This window comes from Pseudomonas sp. StFLB209 (genome assembly GCF_000829415.1).
Classification (GTDB): domain Bacteria; phylum Pseudomonadota; class Gammaproteobacteria; order Pseudomonadales; family Pseudomonadaceae; genus Aquipseudomonas.
On the sequence record NZ_AP014637.1, the window covers coordinates 866983 to 882486 of the forward strand.

General features: G+C 60.8%; 17 protein-coding genes. 10 read left to right on the top strand and 7 right to left on the bottom strand.

Translation table 11 applies throughout. The features are described 5' to 3' along the window. A complete protein-coding gene (locus tag PSCI_RS04040; protein WP_045483125.1) occupies positions 1-582 on the bottom strand; it encodes a YajG family lipoprotein in 582 nt (193 codons plus the stop codon). Between the two features lie 179 nt (positions 583-761). Between PSCI_RS04040 and PSCI_RS04045 the strand changes: the two genes are divergently transcribed. Together PSCI_RS04045 and mqo are read left to right on the top strand one after the other, a co-directional pair. After that, a complete protein-coding gene (locus tag PSCI_RS04045) occupies positions 762-995 on the top strand; it encodes a hypothetical protein (RefSeq protein WP_045483128.1) in 234 nt (77 codons plus the stop codon). Between the two features lie 664 nt (positions 996-1659). Further along, entirely contained in the window at positions 1660-3171 is a 1512-nt protein-coding gene (mqo, locus tag PSCI_RS04050) for a malate dehydrogenase (quinone) (RefSeq protein ID WP_045483131.1), read from the top strand. A 128-nt stretch (positions 3172-3299) separates the two neighbouring features. Here the strand turns inward: mqo and PSCI_RS04055 are convergent, their stop codons facing one another. Then, complete coding sequence (locus PSCI_RS04055) at positions 3300-4196, bottom strand: homocysteine S-methyltransferase family protein (RefSeq protein ID WP_045483134.1); 897 nt, start codon at positions 4194-4196, stop codon at positions 3300-3302. Positions 4197-4305: 109 nt separating this feature from the next. Here PSCI_RS04055 and PSCI_RS04060 point away from each other — a divergent pair, with 109 nt between their 5' ends. Further along, a complete protein-coding gene (locus PSCI_RS04060; protein ID WP_045483136.1) occupies positions 4306-5127 on the top strand; it encodes an ABC transporter substrate-binding protein in 822 nt (273 codons plus the stop codon). Beyond that, on the top strand, positions 5124-5957 hold the full coding sequence (locus PSCI_RS04065; RefSeq protein ID WP_045483138.1) for an amino acid ABC transporter permease: 834 nt from the start codon (positions 5124-5126) through the stop codon (positions 5955-5957). Before PSCI_RS04060 ends, PSCI_RS04065 begins: the two co-directional genes overlap by 4 nt. Positions 5958-6010: 53 nt before the next feature. On the opposite strand, the gene PSCI_RS04070 is transcribed toward PSCI_RS04065, so the two are convergent. The 3 genes from PSCI_RS04070 to PSCI_RS04080 form a co-directional block, all read right to left on the bottom strand. Beyond that, positions 6011-6304, bottom strand: a complete 294-nt coding sequence (locus PSCI_RS04070; RefSeq protein ID WP_045483140.1) for a PA4642 family protein — start codon at positions 6302-6304, stop codon at positions 6011-6013. 65 nt (positions 6305-6369) lie between these two features. Further along, positions 6370-6849, bottom strand: coding sequence for a hypothetical protein (locus PSCI_RS04075; RefSeq protein WP_045483142.1), 480 nt, complete (start codon positions 6847-6849; stop codon positions 6370-6372). 48 nt (positions 6850-6897) lie between these two features. Beyond that, entirely contained in the window at positions 6898-7455 is a 558-nt protein-coding gene (locus PSCI_RS04080; RefSeq protein WP_045483145.1) for a hypoxanthine-guanine phosphoribosyltransferase, read from the bottom strand. Positions 7456-7655: 200 nt separating this feature from the next. Here PSCI_RS04080 and upp point away from each other — a divergent pair, with 200 nt between their 5' ends. Both upp and PSCI_RS04090 read left to right on the top strand, forming a co-directional pair. Beyond that, a complete protein-coding gene (gene upp, locus PSCI_RS04085; RefSeq protein WP_045483148.1) occupies positions 7656-8294 on the top strand; it encodes a uracil phosphoribosyltransferase in 639 nt (212 codons plus the stop codon). Positions 8295-8298: 4 nt separating this feature from the next. Continuing rightward, the gene (locus PSCI_RS04090) at positions 8299-9576 is read left to right on the top strand and encodes a uracil-xanthine permease family protein (RefSeq protein WP_045483151.1); all 1278 of its coding nucleotides are present in this window, start codon (positions 8299-8301) and stop codon (positions 9574-9576) included. A gap of 244 nt (positions 9577-9820) precedes the next feature. Here PSCI_RS04090 and hemH read toward each other — a convergent pair whose 3' ends face one another. Further along, a complete protein-coding gene (gene hemH / locus PSCI_RS04095; protein WP_045483154.1) occupies positions 9821-10846 on the bottom strand; it encodes a ferrochelatase in 1026 nt (341 codons plus the stop codon). Positions 10847-10854: 8 nt separating this feature from the next. Then, positions 10855-11763 carry a TIGR01777 family oxidoreductase gene (locus PSCI_RS04100; protein ID WP_045483157.1) on the bottom strand — a complete coding sequence of 303 codons (909 nt, stop codon included), beginning with the start codon at positions 11761-11763 and terminating at the stop codon, positions 10855-10857. A 306-nt stretch (positions 11764-12069) separates the two neighbouring features. On the opposite strand from PSCI_RS04100, the gene PSCI_RS04105 reads away from it, so the two are divergent. The 4 genes from PSCI_RS04105 (at position 12070) to PSCI_RS04120 (ending at position 15498) form a co-directional block, all read left to right on the top strand. Next, positions 12070-13059 carry an NAD(P)/FAD-dependent oxidoreductase gene (locus PSCI_RS04105; protein WP_045483161.1) on the top strand — a complete coding sequence of 330 codons (990 nt, stop codon included), beginning with the start codon at positions 12070-12072 and terminating at the stop codon, positions 13057-13059. Beyond that, complete coding sequence (locus tag PSCI_RS04110; protein WP_045483164.1) at positions 13056-13271, top strand: TIGR02450 family Trp-rich protein; 216 nt, start codon at positions 13056-13058, stop codon at positions 13269-13271. The genes PSCI_RS04105 and PSCI_RS04110 overlap by 4 nt, the downstream gene beginning before the upstream one ends. Before the next feature lie 328 nt (positions 13272-13599). Next, positions 13600-14562: a YbgA family protein gene (locus PSCI_RS04115; protein WP_045483167.1), complete on the top strand. Its 963-nt coding sequence runs from the start codon at positions 13600-13602 to the stop codon at positions 14560-14562. Positions 14563-14565: 3 nt separating this feature from the next. Continuing rightward, positions 14566-15498 (top strand): MerR family transcriptional regulator, encoded by a 933-nt coding sequence (locus tag PSCI_RS04120; protein ID WP_045483170.1) that lies wholly within the window; start codon positions 14566-14568, stop codon positions 15496-15498. Positions 15499-15504: the final 6 nt, after the last annotated feature.

Here is a 15504-nt window from a genome sequence, read left to right on the forward strand (position 1 = left end):
TTACTGAGACAGCGTGCTACCGATGGTCGGGTCCTGGAACACCCGGGTCAGGGCATCGCTCAACACATCGCCAACCAGCTTGGTGTTGGTTTCCTGGTTCGGCGCCATGCCAAAACGCTGGTCCAGCGACGCTGCATAACGGCCGTTGTAGCTGCGGCCGTTGTTGCGCACGTCAGCGCGGAACGTCGAGCTGATGGTCGCCTCGGTTACATACATGCCTTCTTTGGGCGACTGGTAACGCAGGTCGGCCAGGGTCACGGTCAGTTGCGGGGCGTTACCGCCCTGGGTCGGAGTGAAGCCCAGCAGGCGGACGGCGGCTTCGGCCTGGGCCTGCAGTTTAGGCAGCAGGTCGGCGCCATTGACGGTGATCGAACTGGTTTCAGGGTACATGCCGCCGCGCGTGCCCAGAGTCTGGCTCTGACGACCATCCACCACCCGTACCACGACCGGCTGGCCATGCCCCACCGGCGCCAGTTGCGCGGTGATACGCGGCTGCGGGCTCAGTTGTTGCGGGCTGTGGGCACAACCGACCAGAGTCAAACTGCTTACAGCAAGCAGACCAAACAAAACGCGACGCAGCATGTTTATTTCTCCATGGGGGCCAGCAATCGATGCCGGGAGTATAGCGGCGCACCGCAACTGCCTGATAGCTGAAAATCCGACCACCGGTTCGCGCTGATGGTTCCGGTCTGGCCGGGCTGTAATCAGGGTGTCACGTCAAGCCGCCAAGCTAGCCTCAATCAACAAACGAGAGCACCGTCATGGGCTTTTTCCAGTCTCTGTTCAGCGTCCGCCCTGCCCTTCGCCACTATGCCCGCATCGACCAGCAGGGTATCTGCCGTGCACTGAAGCACTGCAGCCAGGCTCCAGCAGGCAATGAATGGGTCGAAGTGACTGAACAACGCATGGCGTGGCTCGGCCAGCCACTGCCCGCCAGCGCCCGGATTGCACCGCGTGCAGACCGTTTGGTAGCACGTGAGCTGCTGGCTGCCTGAATTAATCGCGATAAAAGTCAAACAGGCCGATCAATTCCCGATGTTTCATCGCTATAATCTCCCCCCGATTATAAGGACGTCTCCTGATCGGGCCTCGCTGCATCGCTAATCCACGAAATTAGCTCCCCCGCAACGCCCACAGAGAGCCGCCCACGCAGTCCGCTTGCATCGCGATAATTCGATGGCTGGTAGGCAATGGCTCGAATCCGATCGAACCTTTCCCGCCGCCGCCGTCTCATCTGTGATAGCCGGGCATGCCAGAGCTGCCCTCGCAGCCCTTTTTGAGGTTTGGTTCGCGTGTCCAAAAGAGCGCGAAATAACGGGTTTCACAACTTCCAAGAGTGTGGCGAGCACATGAACAGGTTTGAAGATGTACCTTTAATGTTTCCGTCGGCCTCACCCGGCAGGGTCGAACGTCGCTGCGCAGCGTCCTGACGATGGTCGAATGGCCCGGCATGCTGGAAAATGCGTTCATAGTCATTATGAACCCTTGAACAGTCTGACCGGGGCCTGCGCGAGAGATGCAAAACATTGCGAAGAATCGGACCCTCGATCCCGGCCAGGACGTGCGTAGCATGAATGCGGTTCATGCCCTCAATACCTGGCATCCAGCCTCGGGATCGCAGGCCGTCAATTGGGTGCAGCAGATTTTGGAGACGCGTTAATGGCGCATAACGAAGCAGTCGACGTGGTATTGGTCGGAGCCGGCATCATGAGTGCCACTCTGGCGGTACTGCTCAAAGAGCTCGACCCCAGCCTGAAACTGGAGGTCGTCGAACTGATGGACTCCGGCGCTGCGGAAAGTTCCAACCCGTGGAACAACGCCGGCACCGGTCACGCCGGGCTGTGCGAACTGAACTACACCCCGCAGGCTGCCGACGGTTCGGTCGACATCAAAAAAGCCGTGCACATCAACACCCAGTTCGAGGTTTCGAAGCAATTCTGGTCCTATCTGGTGCGCAAGGGCAGCTTCGAAACGACCCGCACCTTTATCAATCCCGTCCCGCACCTGAGCTACGTGCAGGGCGAGAAAGACATGTCCTTCCTCAAGGCGCGTTTCGAGGCCCTGCGCCAGCATCACGCCTTCGCCTCGATGCAGTACACCGAAGACCACAGCAAGATGACCGAGTGGATGCCGCTGATGATGGCCGGCCGCCCAGCCGATCAGAAGCTGTCCGCCACCCACATGGCCAATGGTACTGACGTCAACTTCGGCGCTCTGACCAACCAGCTGCTCAAGCACCTGGCCAGCGAGCCCGATGCCCAGGTCAAGTACAACAAGCGCGTCACCGACCTGACCCGCAATGGCAAGGGCTGGACCGTCACCGTCAAGGACGTCAACAACGGCAGCAGCCGTGAGATCGACGCCCGCTTCGTATTCCTCGGTGCCGGTGGCGCTGCGCTGCAACTGCTGCAGATGTCCGGTATCGAAGAAGGCAAAGGCTTTGGCGGCTTCCCGGTCAGCGGCCAGTGGCTGCGCTGCGACAATCCTGAAGTGGTCAAGAATCACCAGGCCAAGGTCTACAGCCAGGCCGCCGTAGGTTCGCCGCCGATGTCGGTTCCGCACCTCGACACCCGCGTGGTGGACGGCAAGACTTCGCTGCTGTTCGGCCCGTTCGCCGGCTTCACCACCAAGTTCCTCAAGCACGGCTCGTTCATGGACCTGCCGTTCTCGGTGCGCCTGTCGAACATCAAGCCGATGCTGTCGGTGGCCCGCGACAACATGGACCTGACCAAGTACCTGATCAGCGAAGTGCGCCAGACCATGGAACAGCGCCTGGATTCGCTGCGACGCTTCTACCCGCAGGTCAAGGCCGAAGACTGGCGCCTGGAGATTGCCGGCCAGCGCGTGCAGATCATCAAGAAAGACGCCAAAAAAGGCGGCGTGCTGCAATTCGGCACCGAGCTGGTCTCGGCCGCTGATGGCTCGCTGGCCGCCCTGCTCGGTGCGTCGCCGGGTGCATCGGTGACCGTATCGATCATGCTCGACCTGATCGAACGCTGCTTCCCTGAACAAGCCAAGGGTGCGTGGAGCGCCAAGCTCAACGAGATCTTCCCGGCTCGCGAAAAAGAGCTGGCCAGCGATGCCCAGCTTTACAAGCGCATCAGCACCCAGAGCGACAAGGCCCTGGGGCTGATCGAGCAGCAGCAGACCGAGGCACAAAGCATCGCCTGATGCCTTTAAAGCCTGATAAACAAAACCCCGTGCGCTCAGTGAGCCACGGGGTTTTGTTTTTTATGCTGGATTCGCGGCTGAAGCCGCTCCTACCAGACCCGAGTGAGCGCCTGTCACATCGCGGGCTTTCAGAGGCTCTCGGATAACACAGCGATGTGCTCCGGGCCGATTCCGCAGCAGCCGCCGATATGGGTCGCGCCCCGTTTGACCCAATCGGCGGCCCATTGCTGGTAGCCCTGCGGGTCGAGGTCTTCGCGCAGTTCATCCAGACCATCGTTGGCGGTGGCGTCCTTGGGCTGTGGCGGGAAGGCGTTGGCATAGGCCCCTACCCCGATTTGCACATTCAGCTCGGCAAACACCGCGCGGGCGGCATCAATCGCCGCGCCGATCACTTCCGGCTGGCTGCAGTTGAACAGCAGAGTCGCCGCACCCAGCTCGGCCGCCGCTCGCGCGGCATCGGCCACCGGCTCGCCGGAGCGCAGCCGCGGGGTGTCATCGGTGTCTTCATCCTGCAGAGTGAACGACAGCCAGAACGGCTTGCCGTCAGCCGGCAGGCCAGCGCGGATAGTCCGCGCTTCGACAATTGCGCTCTGGGTTTCTGCCAGCCACAGGTCGACGTGCGCCGCCAGGCCACGCACCAGTGGCTGGAGGATCTCGTCGGCACGGCTGGCATCGAACAGGTCCGGACGGTAGGAGCCAAACAGTGGCGGCAAAGAGCCGGCCACCAGTGCCCGGCCGCCAGCGGCATCAGCGGCCTGGCGCGCCAGTTGCCCGGCGGTGGTGGCCAGCGCCTGGCCTTCACGAGCGAAACGCTCCTCACCGATATGAAACGGCACCACCGCATAGCTGTTGCTGGTAATCACCCGCGCACCGCTCTGGATGTACGCCGCATGCACCGCCACTACCGCCTCGGGCGCCTCGGTCAGGGCCAGCGCCGACCACTCCGGCTGACGGAACGGCGCACCACGACGTTGCAGTTCCCGGCCCATGCCGCCATCAAGAATTACCATCGAACCTTGAGTCATATTTGACCTGCTTATATACATATGAAAAAGACTCATTAGAATTGAGCCCTATATAACGTATTTAATACGCGCCTTTATCCAAACAACAACCATTTTTTGAGGATCTGACGTGAAACTACGTGCGCTTGCAGCTATCGGCCTGTTTGCCCTGACCGTCTCCAGCCAGGCTCTGGCGGGCGCCACTCTGCAACGGGTGCAGGACAACAAAGAGCTGGTCAATGTGCTGATGGAAAGCTACCCGCCGTTCTCGTTTCTCAATGATCAGAACCAGCTTGATGGTTTTGACGTCGATGTCGCCAAGGCCGTAGCCGCGAAGCTGGGCGTCAAGGCGCGCTTCGAGACCCCCTCCTGGGACGTGATCGCCGCCGGCCGCTGGAGCGGTCGCTATGACATCTGCATCTGCTCGATGACCCCGAGCCAGGCCCGCGCCGAGGTCTTCGACTTCCCGGTGGAATACTACGCCTCGCCAGCGGTAATCGTGGTCAACGCCAAGGATGAGCGGATTCATGAGGCCAAGGATCTGAGCGGCAAGAAAGTGGGCCTGACCAGCGCTTCGAGCTACGAAAGCTACCTGAACAAGAACCTGGTGATTGAAGGCAGCACCGGCAAGCCGCTGGAGTACCCATTCGAAAACGTACAGATCGCCCCTTATGACAACGATAACGTGGCGTTTCAGGATCTGGGCCTGGGTGCCGGCAAGCGCCTGGATGCCGTACTGACCAACCTGGTTACCGCCCAACCGCGTCTGGATCAGGACAAGCGCTTCAAGCTGGCCGGCGCGGCGCTGTATGAAGAGCCGAATTTCGTCGCCATCGAGAAAGGCGATGCCGAATGGAATGCCAAGGTCCGCGAGGTGTTCGAAGAACTCAAGAAGGACGGCACCCTGAGCAAGCTGTCGCAAAAGTGGATCGGCGCCGATATCAGTAAATGACCCAGTTTCCTTCACAACGCCCACCTGAGCAGGCCAAGACCAGCCTGCTCAAGCGCGTGTTCGGCTTCCGGACCCGGCTGTACCTGACCTGGGCGACGATGTTCGCCCTGTTTGCCGGTTTTTTCCTGAGCTTCGATCTGAAGTTCTCGATCATCCTCGACAAGTTGCCGAACCTGATCGGCCTGAGCCTGGCCCCTAACGGCTTTCTGCAAGGCGCGGTGCTGACTCTGTTCGTGTGCCTCTGCTCGATTGCGGTGTCGGTGCTGCTGGGTTTTGTTGCCGCGCTGGCGCGTTTATCGCGCAGTGCGGTGGCGTTCGGGATCGCCAGTTTCTATGCGTCGTTCTTTCGCGGCACACCGCTGCTGATCCAGATTCTGTTGATTTATCTGGGGCTGCCGCAGATTGGCGTGGTGCCGGGGGCGGTGACCGCCGGGATCATTGCGCTGTCGTTGAACTACGGCGCGTACCTGAGCGAGATTTTCCGGGCGGGCATCATCGGCGTTGCGGCCGGGCAGCGTGAAGCAGCCATGGCCATGGCGCTCACGCCACTGCAGGTGTTCTGGCTGATTACCCTGCCTCAGGCGATGCGCACGATTATTCCGCCGACCACCAATCAGTTCATTTCGATGCTCAAGGATTCATCGCTGATTTCGGTGATGGGGGTTTGGGAGGTGATGTTTCTGGCGCAGTCGTACGGGCGGTCGAGTTATCGCTACATCGAGATGCTGACCACCGCGGCGGTGTTGTACTGGATCATGTCGATCGGGCTGGAGTTGTTGCAGGCAAGGATGGAGCGGCATTACGGCAAGGCGTATCAGCCGCGCAACTGAACGCTTGCAGAAGGGGCTTGAGCTCAAGCCCCTGCCACGAGTCCGCCTGCCGCTCAGGCTGCTGCGCGGGCTTGTTCGATCAGGGCGATGTAGTCGTCGGCGTTGCGCTGGTCCTTGATCAGGTCGACGAAGGTGTTGCCTTGTTCGTCTTTGCCGTTCAGGTCCAGGCCAGCTTCGCGGAAGAACACCAGAAACCGCTCGAAGTCGTCGATACGCAGGCCACGATAGGCTTTGATGAGTTTGTGCAGCGACGGCGAAGTGGCGTCGAACGGTTTAAAGTCGAGGAACAGTTTGATCTGCTCGTCGCCGATTTCGTCACCAATGATCTGCTTCTTGTCTTTACGCATTGCGGGCTCCAGCTGTCGCGCTCACTTTCACGGGGCAGGCAGTTTATATCTGCCAGCCAAACCACTCAACGCGGCTTTGTGCCTGCGGTATGCAGATCGGCCCAGACGTGGCCGTTGGCGTAGGTCAGAAACTGGCAATAGACCTTCTCGTTGCGCAGCAGGTCCACCAGAGTGCGGTAGTGCGACTGCGGGTAAGACAGGGTCAGGGTACGGGTCGCCGGATCAAAGCTGGGCTTTTTCAGGCTTTTGCTTTCACCGTCGAAATGAATCTGCACCTCGCTAAGGGTCGCGCCTTTATTAAGCGGTTTGCCTTTGAGGCTGATCGACAGCGGCGCGGTCACAGGTATCGGCTGCTGATTGGACGGTCGCTGGTTGCCGACCACCACCGAGTACTCAGTGACCAGCATCAGCTGTTGCTGCTCCGGCTGCCCCTCACGCAGGTTCAGGTCGTCAGGCGGCAGGTATTGCTCGTGCATCGGCGCGGCCAGTGCCGCATCCGCCAGCAGGGCCAGCGTCAGTGCACCGGTCATCATCAACGATTTCATTTACCTGTCTCTCCTTATCCCTGACCTGCCATGCAGTCAGGCCGTCAATTACATTCCTTTGACCGCATAAATGCCTGCGGCGTTACGCCAGTAGCCTTTGTAATCCATGCCATAGCCAAAGATATAGCGGTCAATGCACGGCAGGCCCACATAGTTGGCTTTCAGGTCAGGCCGTGCTTTGCGGTCATGATCCTTATCGATCAGCACGGCAGTGTGAACTGCACGGGCACCGGCATGGCGACAGAAATCGATGATTGCGCCCAGGGTGTGACCTTCATCGAGGATGTCGTCGATGATCAGCACGTCACGGTCGATGAACGACACTTCCGGCTTGGCCTTCCAGAACAGCTCGCCGCCGCTGGTTTCGTTGCGGTAGCGGGTGGCGTGCAGGTACGACGCTTCCAGCGGGAAGTTCAGGTGAGTCAGCAGTTTGCCGGAAAAGATCAGGCCGCCGTTCATCACACAGAACACCACGGGATTGCTGTCGGCCAGTTCGGCATTGATCTGCGCGCCGACCCGGGCGATGGCAGCCTCGACTTCGGCTTCGGTGTACAGGCAGTCAGCCTCGCGCATGATTTGACGGATATGCTCGAGATCAGCGGACATGAATCGCTCCAGATAACAATGAGAAAAACCGGCAAAGGTACGCAAGCAGGTGACTCGGAGCAAGCAGATATCGACTAACGTTGCCGATGTTGCTCAATTGAAGGCCAAGTGCGTCAGACAATACTGCAAGCGGCGTAAGACAGTCACCGCTTGATCGATTAATCTAGGCCGTTTTTTGCCCGTATCCAGGAGCCTTTCCCATGCCCATCCGTGAAATCCGTCATCCGCTGATCCGTCACAAGCTCGGCCTGATGCGCCGCGCCGATATCAGCACCAAGAATTTCCGCGAGCTGGCTCAGGAAGTTGGCGCTCTGCTGACCTATGAGGCAACCGCCGACCTGCCGCTGGAAAACTACGAAATTCCGGGCTGGGCCGGCCCGGTGCAAGTCGAAAAGATTGCCGGCAAGAAAATCACCGTCGTGCCGATCCTGCGTGCCGGTATCGGCATGCTCGACGGCGTGCTCAGCCTGATTCCCGGTGCCAAGGTCAGTGCCGTAGGCGTTGCCCGTAACGAGCAAACCCTGCAAGCGCATACCTATCTGGAGAAGCTGGTCGACGGCATCGACGAGCGTCTGGCGATGATTATCGACCCGATGCTGGCCACTGGCAGCTCGATGGTCGCCACCATTGACCTGCTGAAAAAGGCCGGTTGCCGCGAGATTCGCGCCATGGTCCTGGTCGCCGCGCCAGAAGGCATTGCCGCCGTCGAAAAGGCTCACCCGGATGTGCTGGTGTACACCGCCTCGATTGACGAGCGCCTGAACGAGCACGGCTACATCATCCCGGGCCTGGGCGATGCCGGCGACAAGATCTTCGGCACCAAGCAGAAGGACGCCTGAGCCGATGAAACACGATGAGTTCAACGACCCGCTGTGGCGCACGGTGCTGTCTGGGGCGCAGATGCTGTTCGTGGCGTTCGGCGCCCTGGTGCTGATGCCGCTGATTTCAGGACTCGACCCGAACGTTGCGCTGTTTACCGCAGGTTTGGGCACCCTGCTGTTCCAGCTGGTCACTGGCCGTCAGGTGCCGGTGTTCCTGGCGTCGAGCTTTGCCTTCATCACCCCGATCATTCTTGCCAAGGGCCAGTTCGGCCTGGCGGCGACCATGGGCGGGGTCATGGCGGCAGGCTTCGTCTACACCTTCATGGGCATCGCAGTAAAGATCAAGGGCACCGGTTTCATCGACCGCATGCTGCCGCCGGTGGTGATCGGCCCGGTGGTGATCTCCATCGGCCTGGCCATGGCGCCGATCGCGGCCAACATGGCGATGGGCAAGGCCGGTGACGGCGCCGAACTGATTCATTACCAGACGGCCATGTGGATCTCCATGCCGGCGTTGCTGACCACGCTGATCGTGGCGGTGTTCGGCAAAGGCATCTTCCGCCTGGTGCCGATCATCGCTGGCGTGCTGGTGGGCTTTGGCATGTCGTTCTGGTTTGGCGTGGTCGATACCGCCAAGATCGCCGCCGCACCTTGGCTGGCGATGCCGCACTTCACCGCGCCGGAATTCAACTGGCAGGCGATCCTGTTCATCGTTCCGGTGGCCCTGGCTCCGGCCATCGAGCACATCGGCGGGGTGATCGCGGTGGGCAGCGTGACCGGCCGCGACTACCTGAAAAAGCCCGGCCTGCATCGCACTCTGCTAGGTGACGGTATCGCCACGACCTCAGCCGGCCTGTTCGGCGGTCCGCCCAACACCACCTATGCCGAAGTAACCGGCGCAGTGATGCTGACCAAGAACTACAACCCGAAAATCATGACCTGGGCGGCGATCTTTGCCATCAGCCTGGCGTTCGTTGGCAAATTCGGCGCGCTGCTGCAGAGCATCCCGGTGCCGGTCATGGGCGGTATTTTGTGCCTGCTGTTCGGATCTATCGCCGCGGTGGGGCTCAACACCATGATCCGCCATCAGGTGGACATGGCCGAAGCACGCAATCTGGTGATTGTCTCGGTAACGTTGGTGTTCGGTATCGGCGGCGTACTGATCGGCACCGGCACCGGCCCTGATGATTTTGGCCTCAAGGGCATCGCCCTGTGTGCGATCACCGCGATCTTCCTCAACCTGATCCTGCCGGGTAATGACGGCTGGAAGAAGAAGCCGCTGGAAGACCAGGCACCCTGAAGGCGCTGAGCGATAGCCTCGTAGGAGCAGCTTCAGCTGCGAAAGCTTCGCGGTTAAAACCAATACTGGTCAGTTAAGTGCCTTATGTCCCCGGTGGGAGCTACCTTGGTAGCGAAGAGGCCGGCACATTCGCAGCAGATGCTGTGACTTTACCGGCCTCTTCACGAGCAAGCTCGTTCCCACAAAGATTTGCGGCGCCTAAACGAACGGTATTGCGGTTAAAAACGCCCCTGCGGCCGCGCGCTTACAAAGGCGCGGCAGTTCGCTCACAGAGCGCATTGAGCGCCACCGCCCAACGCTCATCGTCGTTCAGGCACGGCACCAGTACCAGTTCATCACCGCCAGCTTCCTTGAACTGTTCGGCACCGCGGTCGCCAATTTCTTCCAGGGTCTCGATGCAGTCAGCGACAAACGCCGGGCACATGACCAACAGGCGCTTGACACCTTTGCTGGCCAATTCATCCAGCCGTTGCTCAGTGTAGGGTTCAATCCATTTGTCGCGCCCCAGACGCGACTGGAACGACACTGACCATTTGCCATCCGCAATGCCCGCCAGTTTGGCAAACGCCGCTGCCGACTGGATGCACTGCGCCCGATAGTTGGTGGCCAGTACCTCAGCCGGGGCATTCATGCAGGCTTCATCATCCTGAAAGCGGAATTTACCGGTAGGGTCGAGCTTGCGCAGGTGGCGCTCCGGCAAGCCGTGGAAGCTCAGCAACAGGTGGTCGTAAGGCTGCTCGAGGTACGGACGGGTGGTCTGCACCAGTGCCTCAAGGTATTCAGGCTGGTCGTAGAACGGCGGCAGCAGGTTGAACTGCATGTCCAGACCTTTGTCGCGCACCACCCGCTTGACCTCTTCAATCGCCGTGGTCACCGTGCTGTCGGCAAAGTGCGGGTACAGCGGCGCCAGCGTCACCTGGCGGATGCCCTGGCCGGCCAGGCGCTCAAGTACCGACTCAATGGACGGCTCGCCATAGCGCATGGCCAGTTCAACCGGGCCATGCTGCCACTGCGCCTGCATCTTCGCCTGTAAACGCTTGCTCAGCACCACCAGCGGCGAGCCCTCGTCCCACCAGATCGACGCATAGGCATGCGCCGACTGCTCGGGCCGCTTGATCAGGATCAGCGACACCAGCAGGCGGCGGATCGGCCACGGCAGGTCGACCACATAAGGGTCCATCAGGAACTGATTGAGGTAACGGCGTACGTCAGCCACGCTGGTGGAGGCTGGCGAGCCCAGGTTGATCAGCAACAGCGCATGATCGGTCATGCAAGGTCCTATTTCGAAGAGGAAGCCAGCACGTTACCCAAGGCATCGTGCAGTTCAGTAAAACGGAAAACAAACCCGGCCTCGTGCAGGCGTGCCGGGCGCGTGCGCTGACCGCCGAGCAACAGGTCAGACATTTCGCCCAGCACAATACGCAGGGGCAGCGCCGGCAGCGGCAGCAACGCCGGGCGGTGCAGCACTTTACCCAGGGTCTTGGCGAACTCGCGGTTGCGCACCGGGGCTGGCGCGCAGAGATTATAAGGACCGCGGGCTTCGCTGTGGTTCAACAGAAAATCTATCGCCGCAATCTGGTCGTCGATATGCACCCACGGCATCCACTGCCGGCCATTGCCAATCGGCCCGCCCAGACCGCAACGAAACGGCGGCAGCATGCGTTTGACAAACCCGCCGTCAGCCGACAACACCAGCCCGGTGCGCAGCAGCACCACCCGCATCCCGAGCGGCTCGGCACGCTGGGCAGTTTCTTCCCAGGCCTGACACAAATGACTGGCAAAATCGTCCTTGACCGGTTGCTGGCCCTCGTCCAGTTCACGCTCGCCGCCATCACCATACCAACCCACCGCGGAACCTGAGAGCAGCACTCGCGGCCGCTGCGTCTGGCGTTCAAGCCAGGCCAGCAACTGTTCGGTGAGGCCAATCCGGCTTTCCCAGAGCAGCAAGCGCCGCTTGCGCGTCCAGGGCCGGTCGGCAATCGGCGCACCGGCCAGGTTGACCACCGCATCCACCGTCTGGCCATCGAGTTCTGCGAGCTTGGCGATACCTCGCACCCCATCACCGCACACCTTGCGCACCTCGGCGGGGCGACGGCTCCAGACCGTGAGTTGATGTCCTTGCTGCTGCCAGAACTGGCAAAGCGCTTTACCGATCAATCCTGTACCACCGGTCAGCAAGATGTGCATGAGGGGTATCCTTGAGTGGCGTTAATGGCCTTGAAGTAGTCTATTTCTTGCAGGCTGTGCTTGTTGATGTTCTGCAGTGAACCCTTTTGCTGAACCATAGGCCACACCTGAAAGGATTGGAGCTTTACTGCCCGAACCGTGGCAGTTGGCCCATTGTCTATTAGCTACAGACTGACCGTTACGGACCGTACGAGTTGCAGTGCCTTCATGCCCTTATATGTGAACGGCTGCAACTTATACCAACGAAGAAGATTGTACAGGTTTTCAGGACGGCGTAGTCTGTGCAGACAAGGTAACGAGGCCCCTATGACTGTACCTATCGCAATCATCGGTACCGGTATCGCCGGACTCTCCGCCGCCCAGGCCCTCTCCAGCGCCGGGCATGCCGTTCACCTTTTCGACAAAAGCCGCGGCAGCGGCGGACGCATGTCCAGCAAGCGCAGTGATGCCGGCTCGCTGGACATGGGCGCGCAGTATTTCACCGCCCGCGACCGTCGTTTCGTCGCCGTCGTCAACCACTGGCAAGCCAATGGCTGGGTCGAGCAATGGAAACCTTCGCTGTACAACTACCATGGCGGGCGGCTCAGCCCGTCCCCGGATGAACAGGTACGCTGGGTCGGCAGCCCCGGCATGAGCACCATCACCCGCGCCATGCTCGACGATCTGCCGGTGACGTTTTCCTGCCGCATCACCGAGGTATTTCGCGGCAGCCGTCACTGGAGCCTGCAGGATGCCGAGGGCAAGACTCATGGCCCGTTCAGCCACGTGATCATCGCCACGCCAGCGCCGCAGGCCACCACCTTGCTGGCCGGGGCACCGAAACTGGCCTCGGTTGTGGCCGGGGTCAAGATGGACCCGACCTGGGCGGTGGCACTGGCGTTCAGCACGCCCCTCGACACCCCGCTGCAAGGCTGCTTCGTGCAGGACAGCCCGCTCGACTGGCTGGCCTGCAACCGTAGCAAGCCAGGGCGTGAGGGCCAGCTCGATACCTGGGTGCTGCACGCCACCAGCACCTGGAGCCGCGAGCACGTCGACATGCCCAAAGAGCAAGTGATCGAGCACTTGCATGGCGCCTTTGCCGAACTGATCAGTTGCGCTATGCCAGCGCCAGTGTTCAGCCTCGCGCATCGCTGGTTGTATGCGCGGCCTTCCGGTACGCATGAATGGGGCGCACTGTCCGATGCCGACCTGGGCATCTACGTGTGTGGCGACTGGTGCCTGTCGGGCCGCGTCGAAGGGGCCTGGCTCAGTGGCCAGCAAGCGGCAAACCGACTGATTGAGCATCTGGCCCGTTGAACCGCATCAACCCCCGCAAACTGCTGCTGTCGAAGTGGACGGCAGCAACCCCGCAGAATCGCGAAAAGCACTTTCTGGTCACCGAACTGTTCCGTGACGAGGAAGGCACGGTGCTGGAGATCGAGTTGCAGGCTGTGCTGACTCAACGTACTGAGCGCCTGGCCTGGCAGGTGTTGCAGGATGCGCAGCGCTGGCGGATGGGTTGGAAGTAGGAGCGGCCGGGCGGCGATTCGCTTTAGCCGCGAATTGGTATTTAGACCGATGGAAAATCCTGCATCGCGTTGACTGATCTGCTGGTTTCGCCCTGCTAGGCGAGAAGCTGGCTTCCCTGCCAGTTTCTCCCCCGAATCGACGCCTACCTTCGGCCTGCACCCAAGTCGCGATCTGCGTCGTCTGTGCCATCTCGCTTCGAAGATCAAGATCAACGGCAACAACCGCACCCTGTACAAAAAATTTGACTTGTACAACCCCACATCTAAGATGAACTCAGATTGTACAAGCAATGTCATCTGTACAAGTTCTTGAGTTCTGAGGTGTGCAATGCTCCAGCCTGTGACCGATAAACCCAAACTGGGCGTCAGTGCCTGCCTGATGGGCGTTGAAGTTCGTTACAACGGTGGCCACAAACAATCGGACCTGTGCACCCGCACACTCAGCGATTACTTCGACTTCATCCCCGCCTGCCCGGAAGTGGCGATCGGCATGGGCATCCCGCGCGAGACGATCCGCCTGGTCGGTGACCCCGACGCGCCGCAGGCGGTGGGCACCGTACACACAGACCTCAACGTGACCCGTGAGCTGGCCGAGTATGGCCAGCACATGGCCGGGGCAATGACCGGGATCAGCGGCTACATCTTCATGCAGAAGTCGCCCTCCTGCGGCCTGGAGCGGGTCAAGGTCTACCGCGACAACGGCGCGCCATTCGAGACCGGCAGCCGGGGGATTTACGCCCAGGCATTCTGCGCGCAGCATCCCGACCTGCCGGTGGAGGAAGACGGCCGCCTCAATGACCCGGTGCTGCGCGAGAATTTCATTACCCGGGTTTACGCCTACACCGCCTGGCAGCAATTGCTCGCACAGGGCCTGAGCCGCCGCGCCCTGACCGAATTTCACTCACGCTACAAGTACCAGCTCATGGCCTGTGACGTGCAGCAATACCGGGCGCTGGGCAAGCTGCTGGGCAGCATGGGCCGCAGCGACCCCGACCAGGTCGGACCGGATTATTTCAGCCAACTGATGCAAGCCCTGAAGAAGTGCGCCACCCGCGGCAGCCACACCAACGTGCTGCAGCACCTGAGCGGCTACCTCAAGCAGACCCTGGATGCCGATGCCCGGCAAGAATTGCACGACCTGATCCTCCAGTACCGCCAGGGCATCGTGCCGCTGATCGTGCCGCTGACCCTGCTCAAGCATCATTTTCGTCAACACCCGGACCCGTATGTGGCGCTGCAGGTTTATATGCAACCGCACCCGGAACCGCTCAGCCTGCGAAACGCTATCTGAATCATGAACACACTCGCACTCGACGACGCCGCGCAACAACCGCAACCGGAGCACTTGCCCAACGACTGGCTGCCCATTCGTGAAGTGGCCCGCCAGACCGGGGTCAACGCTGTGACCTTGCGGGCCTGGGAGCGACGCTACGGGCTGATCGTGCCGCACCGCACCGCCAAGGGTCACCGGTTGTACTCCGATGAACACGTGCAACGGGTCATGGCCATCCTCACTTGGCTGGACCGTGGCGTGGCGGTCAGTCAGGTCAAGGCCTTGCTCGACAGTAAAAGCCCGGCCCCGGTCAGCCCCGGTAACGACTGGCAAACGCTGCGTCAGACGCTGCTGCAGGCCATCAGCGAACTGGCCGAACGACGCATCGATGACCTGTTCAACCGGGCCATGTCGCTGTACCCGCCACGCACCCTGTGCGAGCAATTGCTGATACCACTACTGGCCGATCTGGAACAGCGCTGGCAAAGCCAGTTCGGCAGCCAGATGCAGCGGATGTTTTTCCATTCCTGGCTACGCAGCAAGTTCGGCGCCCGCATCTATCACAACAACCGTCAGCTCAGCGGCCCGGTGGTGTTACTGGTCAACCAGTCGGACCGGCCCATGGAGCCGCACCTGTGGCTGGCGGCCTGGCTGGTCAGCAGCGCCGACTGCCCGGTGGAGGTGTTCGACGGCCCGTTACCGGTGGGTGAACTGGCCCTGGCCTGTGAATACCTGAGCCCTCGCGCCGTGCTGCTGTATGCCAGCAAAACCCTGAACCTGCCACAACTGCCCAAACTGCTGGGCAACATCCATTGCCCAATCCTGCTCAGCGGGCCGGCCGTGGTGATCCATCATGACCAATTGCCCGTATACACCCACGGGATCGCCAATCTGAGCCTGGCCCGTGACCCGCTTGAGGCTTATGGCGAGTTGAACAGACTCGGCCTTATCTAACCCGAT

Bases quoted from the DNA above. Each gene is read 5' to 3' on its own strand.
- PSCI_RS04075 (WP_045483142.1), bottom strand. From the start codon at position 6,849: ATGAAATCGTTGATGATGACCGGTGCACTGACGCTGGCCCTGCTGGCG.
- PSCI_RS04105 (WP_045483161.1), top strand. From the start codon at position 12,070: ATGACTGTACCTATCGCAATCATCGGTACCGGTATCGCCGGACTCTCC.
- PSCI_RS04080 (WP_045483145.1), bottom strand. From the start codon at position 7,455: ATGTCCGCTGATCTCGAGCATATCCGTCAAATCATGCGCGAGGCTGAC.
- PSCI_RS04100 (WP_045483157.1), bottom strand. From the start codon at position 11,763: ATGCACATCTTGCTGACCGGTGGTACAGGATTGATCGGTAAAGCGCTT.
- mqo (WP_045483131.1), top strand. From the start codon at position 1,660: ATGGCGCATAACGAAGCAGTCGACGTGGTATTGGTCGGAGCCGGCATC.
- PSCI_RS04070 (WP_045483140.1), bottom strand. From the start codon at position 6,304: ATGCGTAAAGACAAGAAGCAGATCATTGGTGACGAAATCGGCGACGAG.
- PSCI_RS04115 (WP_045483167.1), top strand. From the start codon at position 13,600: ATGCTCCAGCCTGTGACCGATAAACCCAAACTGGGCGTCAGTGCCTGC.
- PSCI_RS04040 (WP_045483125.1), bottom strand. From the start codon at position 582: ATGCTGCGTCGCGTTTTGTTTGGTCTGCTTGCTGTAAGCAGTTTGACT.
- PSCI_RS04065 (WP_045483138.1), top strand. From the start codon at position 5,124: ATGACCCAGTTTCCTTCACAACGCCCACCTGAGCAGGCCAAGACCAGC.
- PSCI_RS04045 (WP_045483128.1), top strand. From the start codon at position 762: ATGGGCTTTTTCCAGTCTCTGTTCAGCGTCCGCCCTGCCCTTCGCCAC.
- PSCI_RS04090 (WP_045483151.1), top strand. From the start codon at position 8,299: ATGAAACACGATGAGTTCAACGACCCGCTGTGGCGCACGGTGCTGTCT.
- hemH (WP_045483154.1), bottom strand. From the start codon at position 10,846: ATGACCGATCATGCGCTGTTGCTGATCAACCTGGGCTCGCCAGCCTCC.
- upp (WP_045483148.1), top strand. From the start codon at position 7,656: ATGCCCATCCGTGAAATCCGTCATCCGCTGATCCGTCACAAGCTCGGC.
- PSCI_RS04120 (WP_045483170.1), top strand. From the start codon at position 14,566: ATGAACACACTCGCACTCGACGACGCCGCGCAACAACCGCAACCGGAG.
- PSCI_RS04055 (WP_045483134.1), bottom strand. From the start codon at position 4,196: ATGACTCAAGGTTCGATGGTAATTCTTGATGGCGGCATGGGCCGGGAA.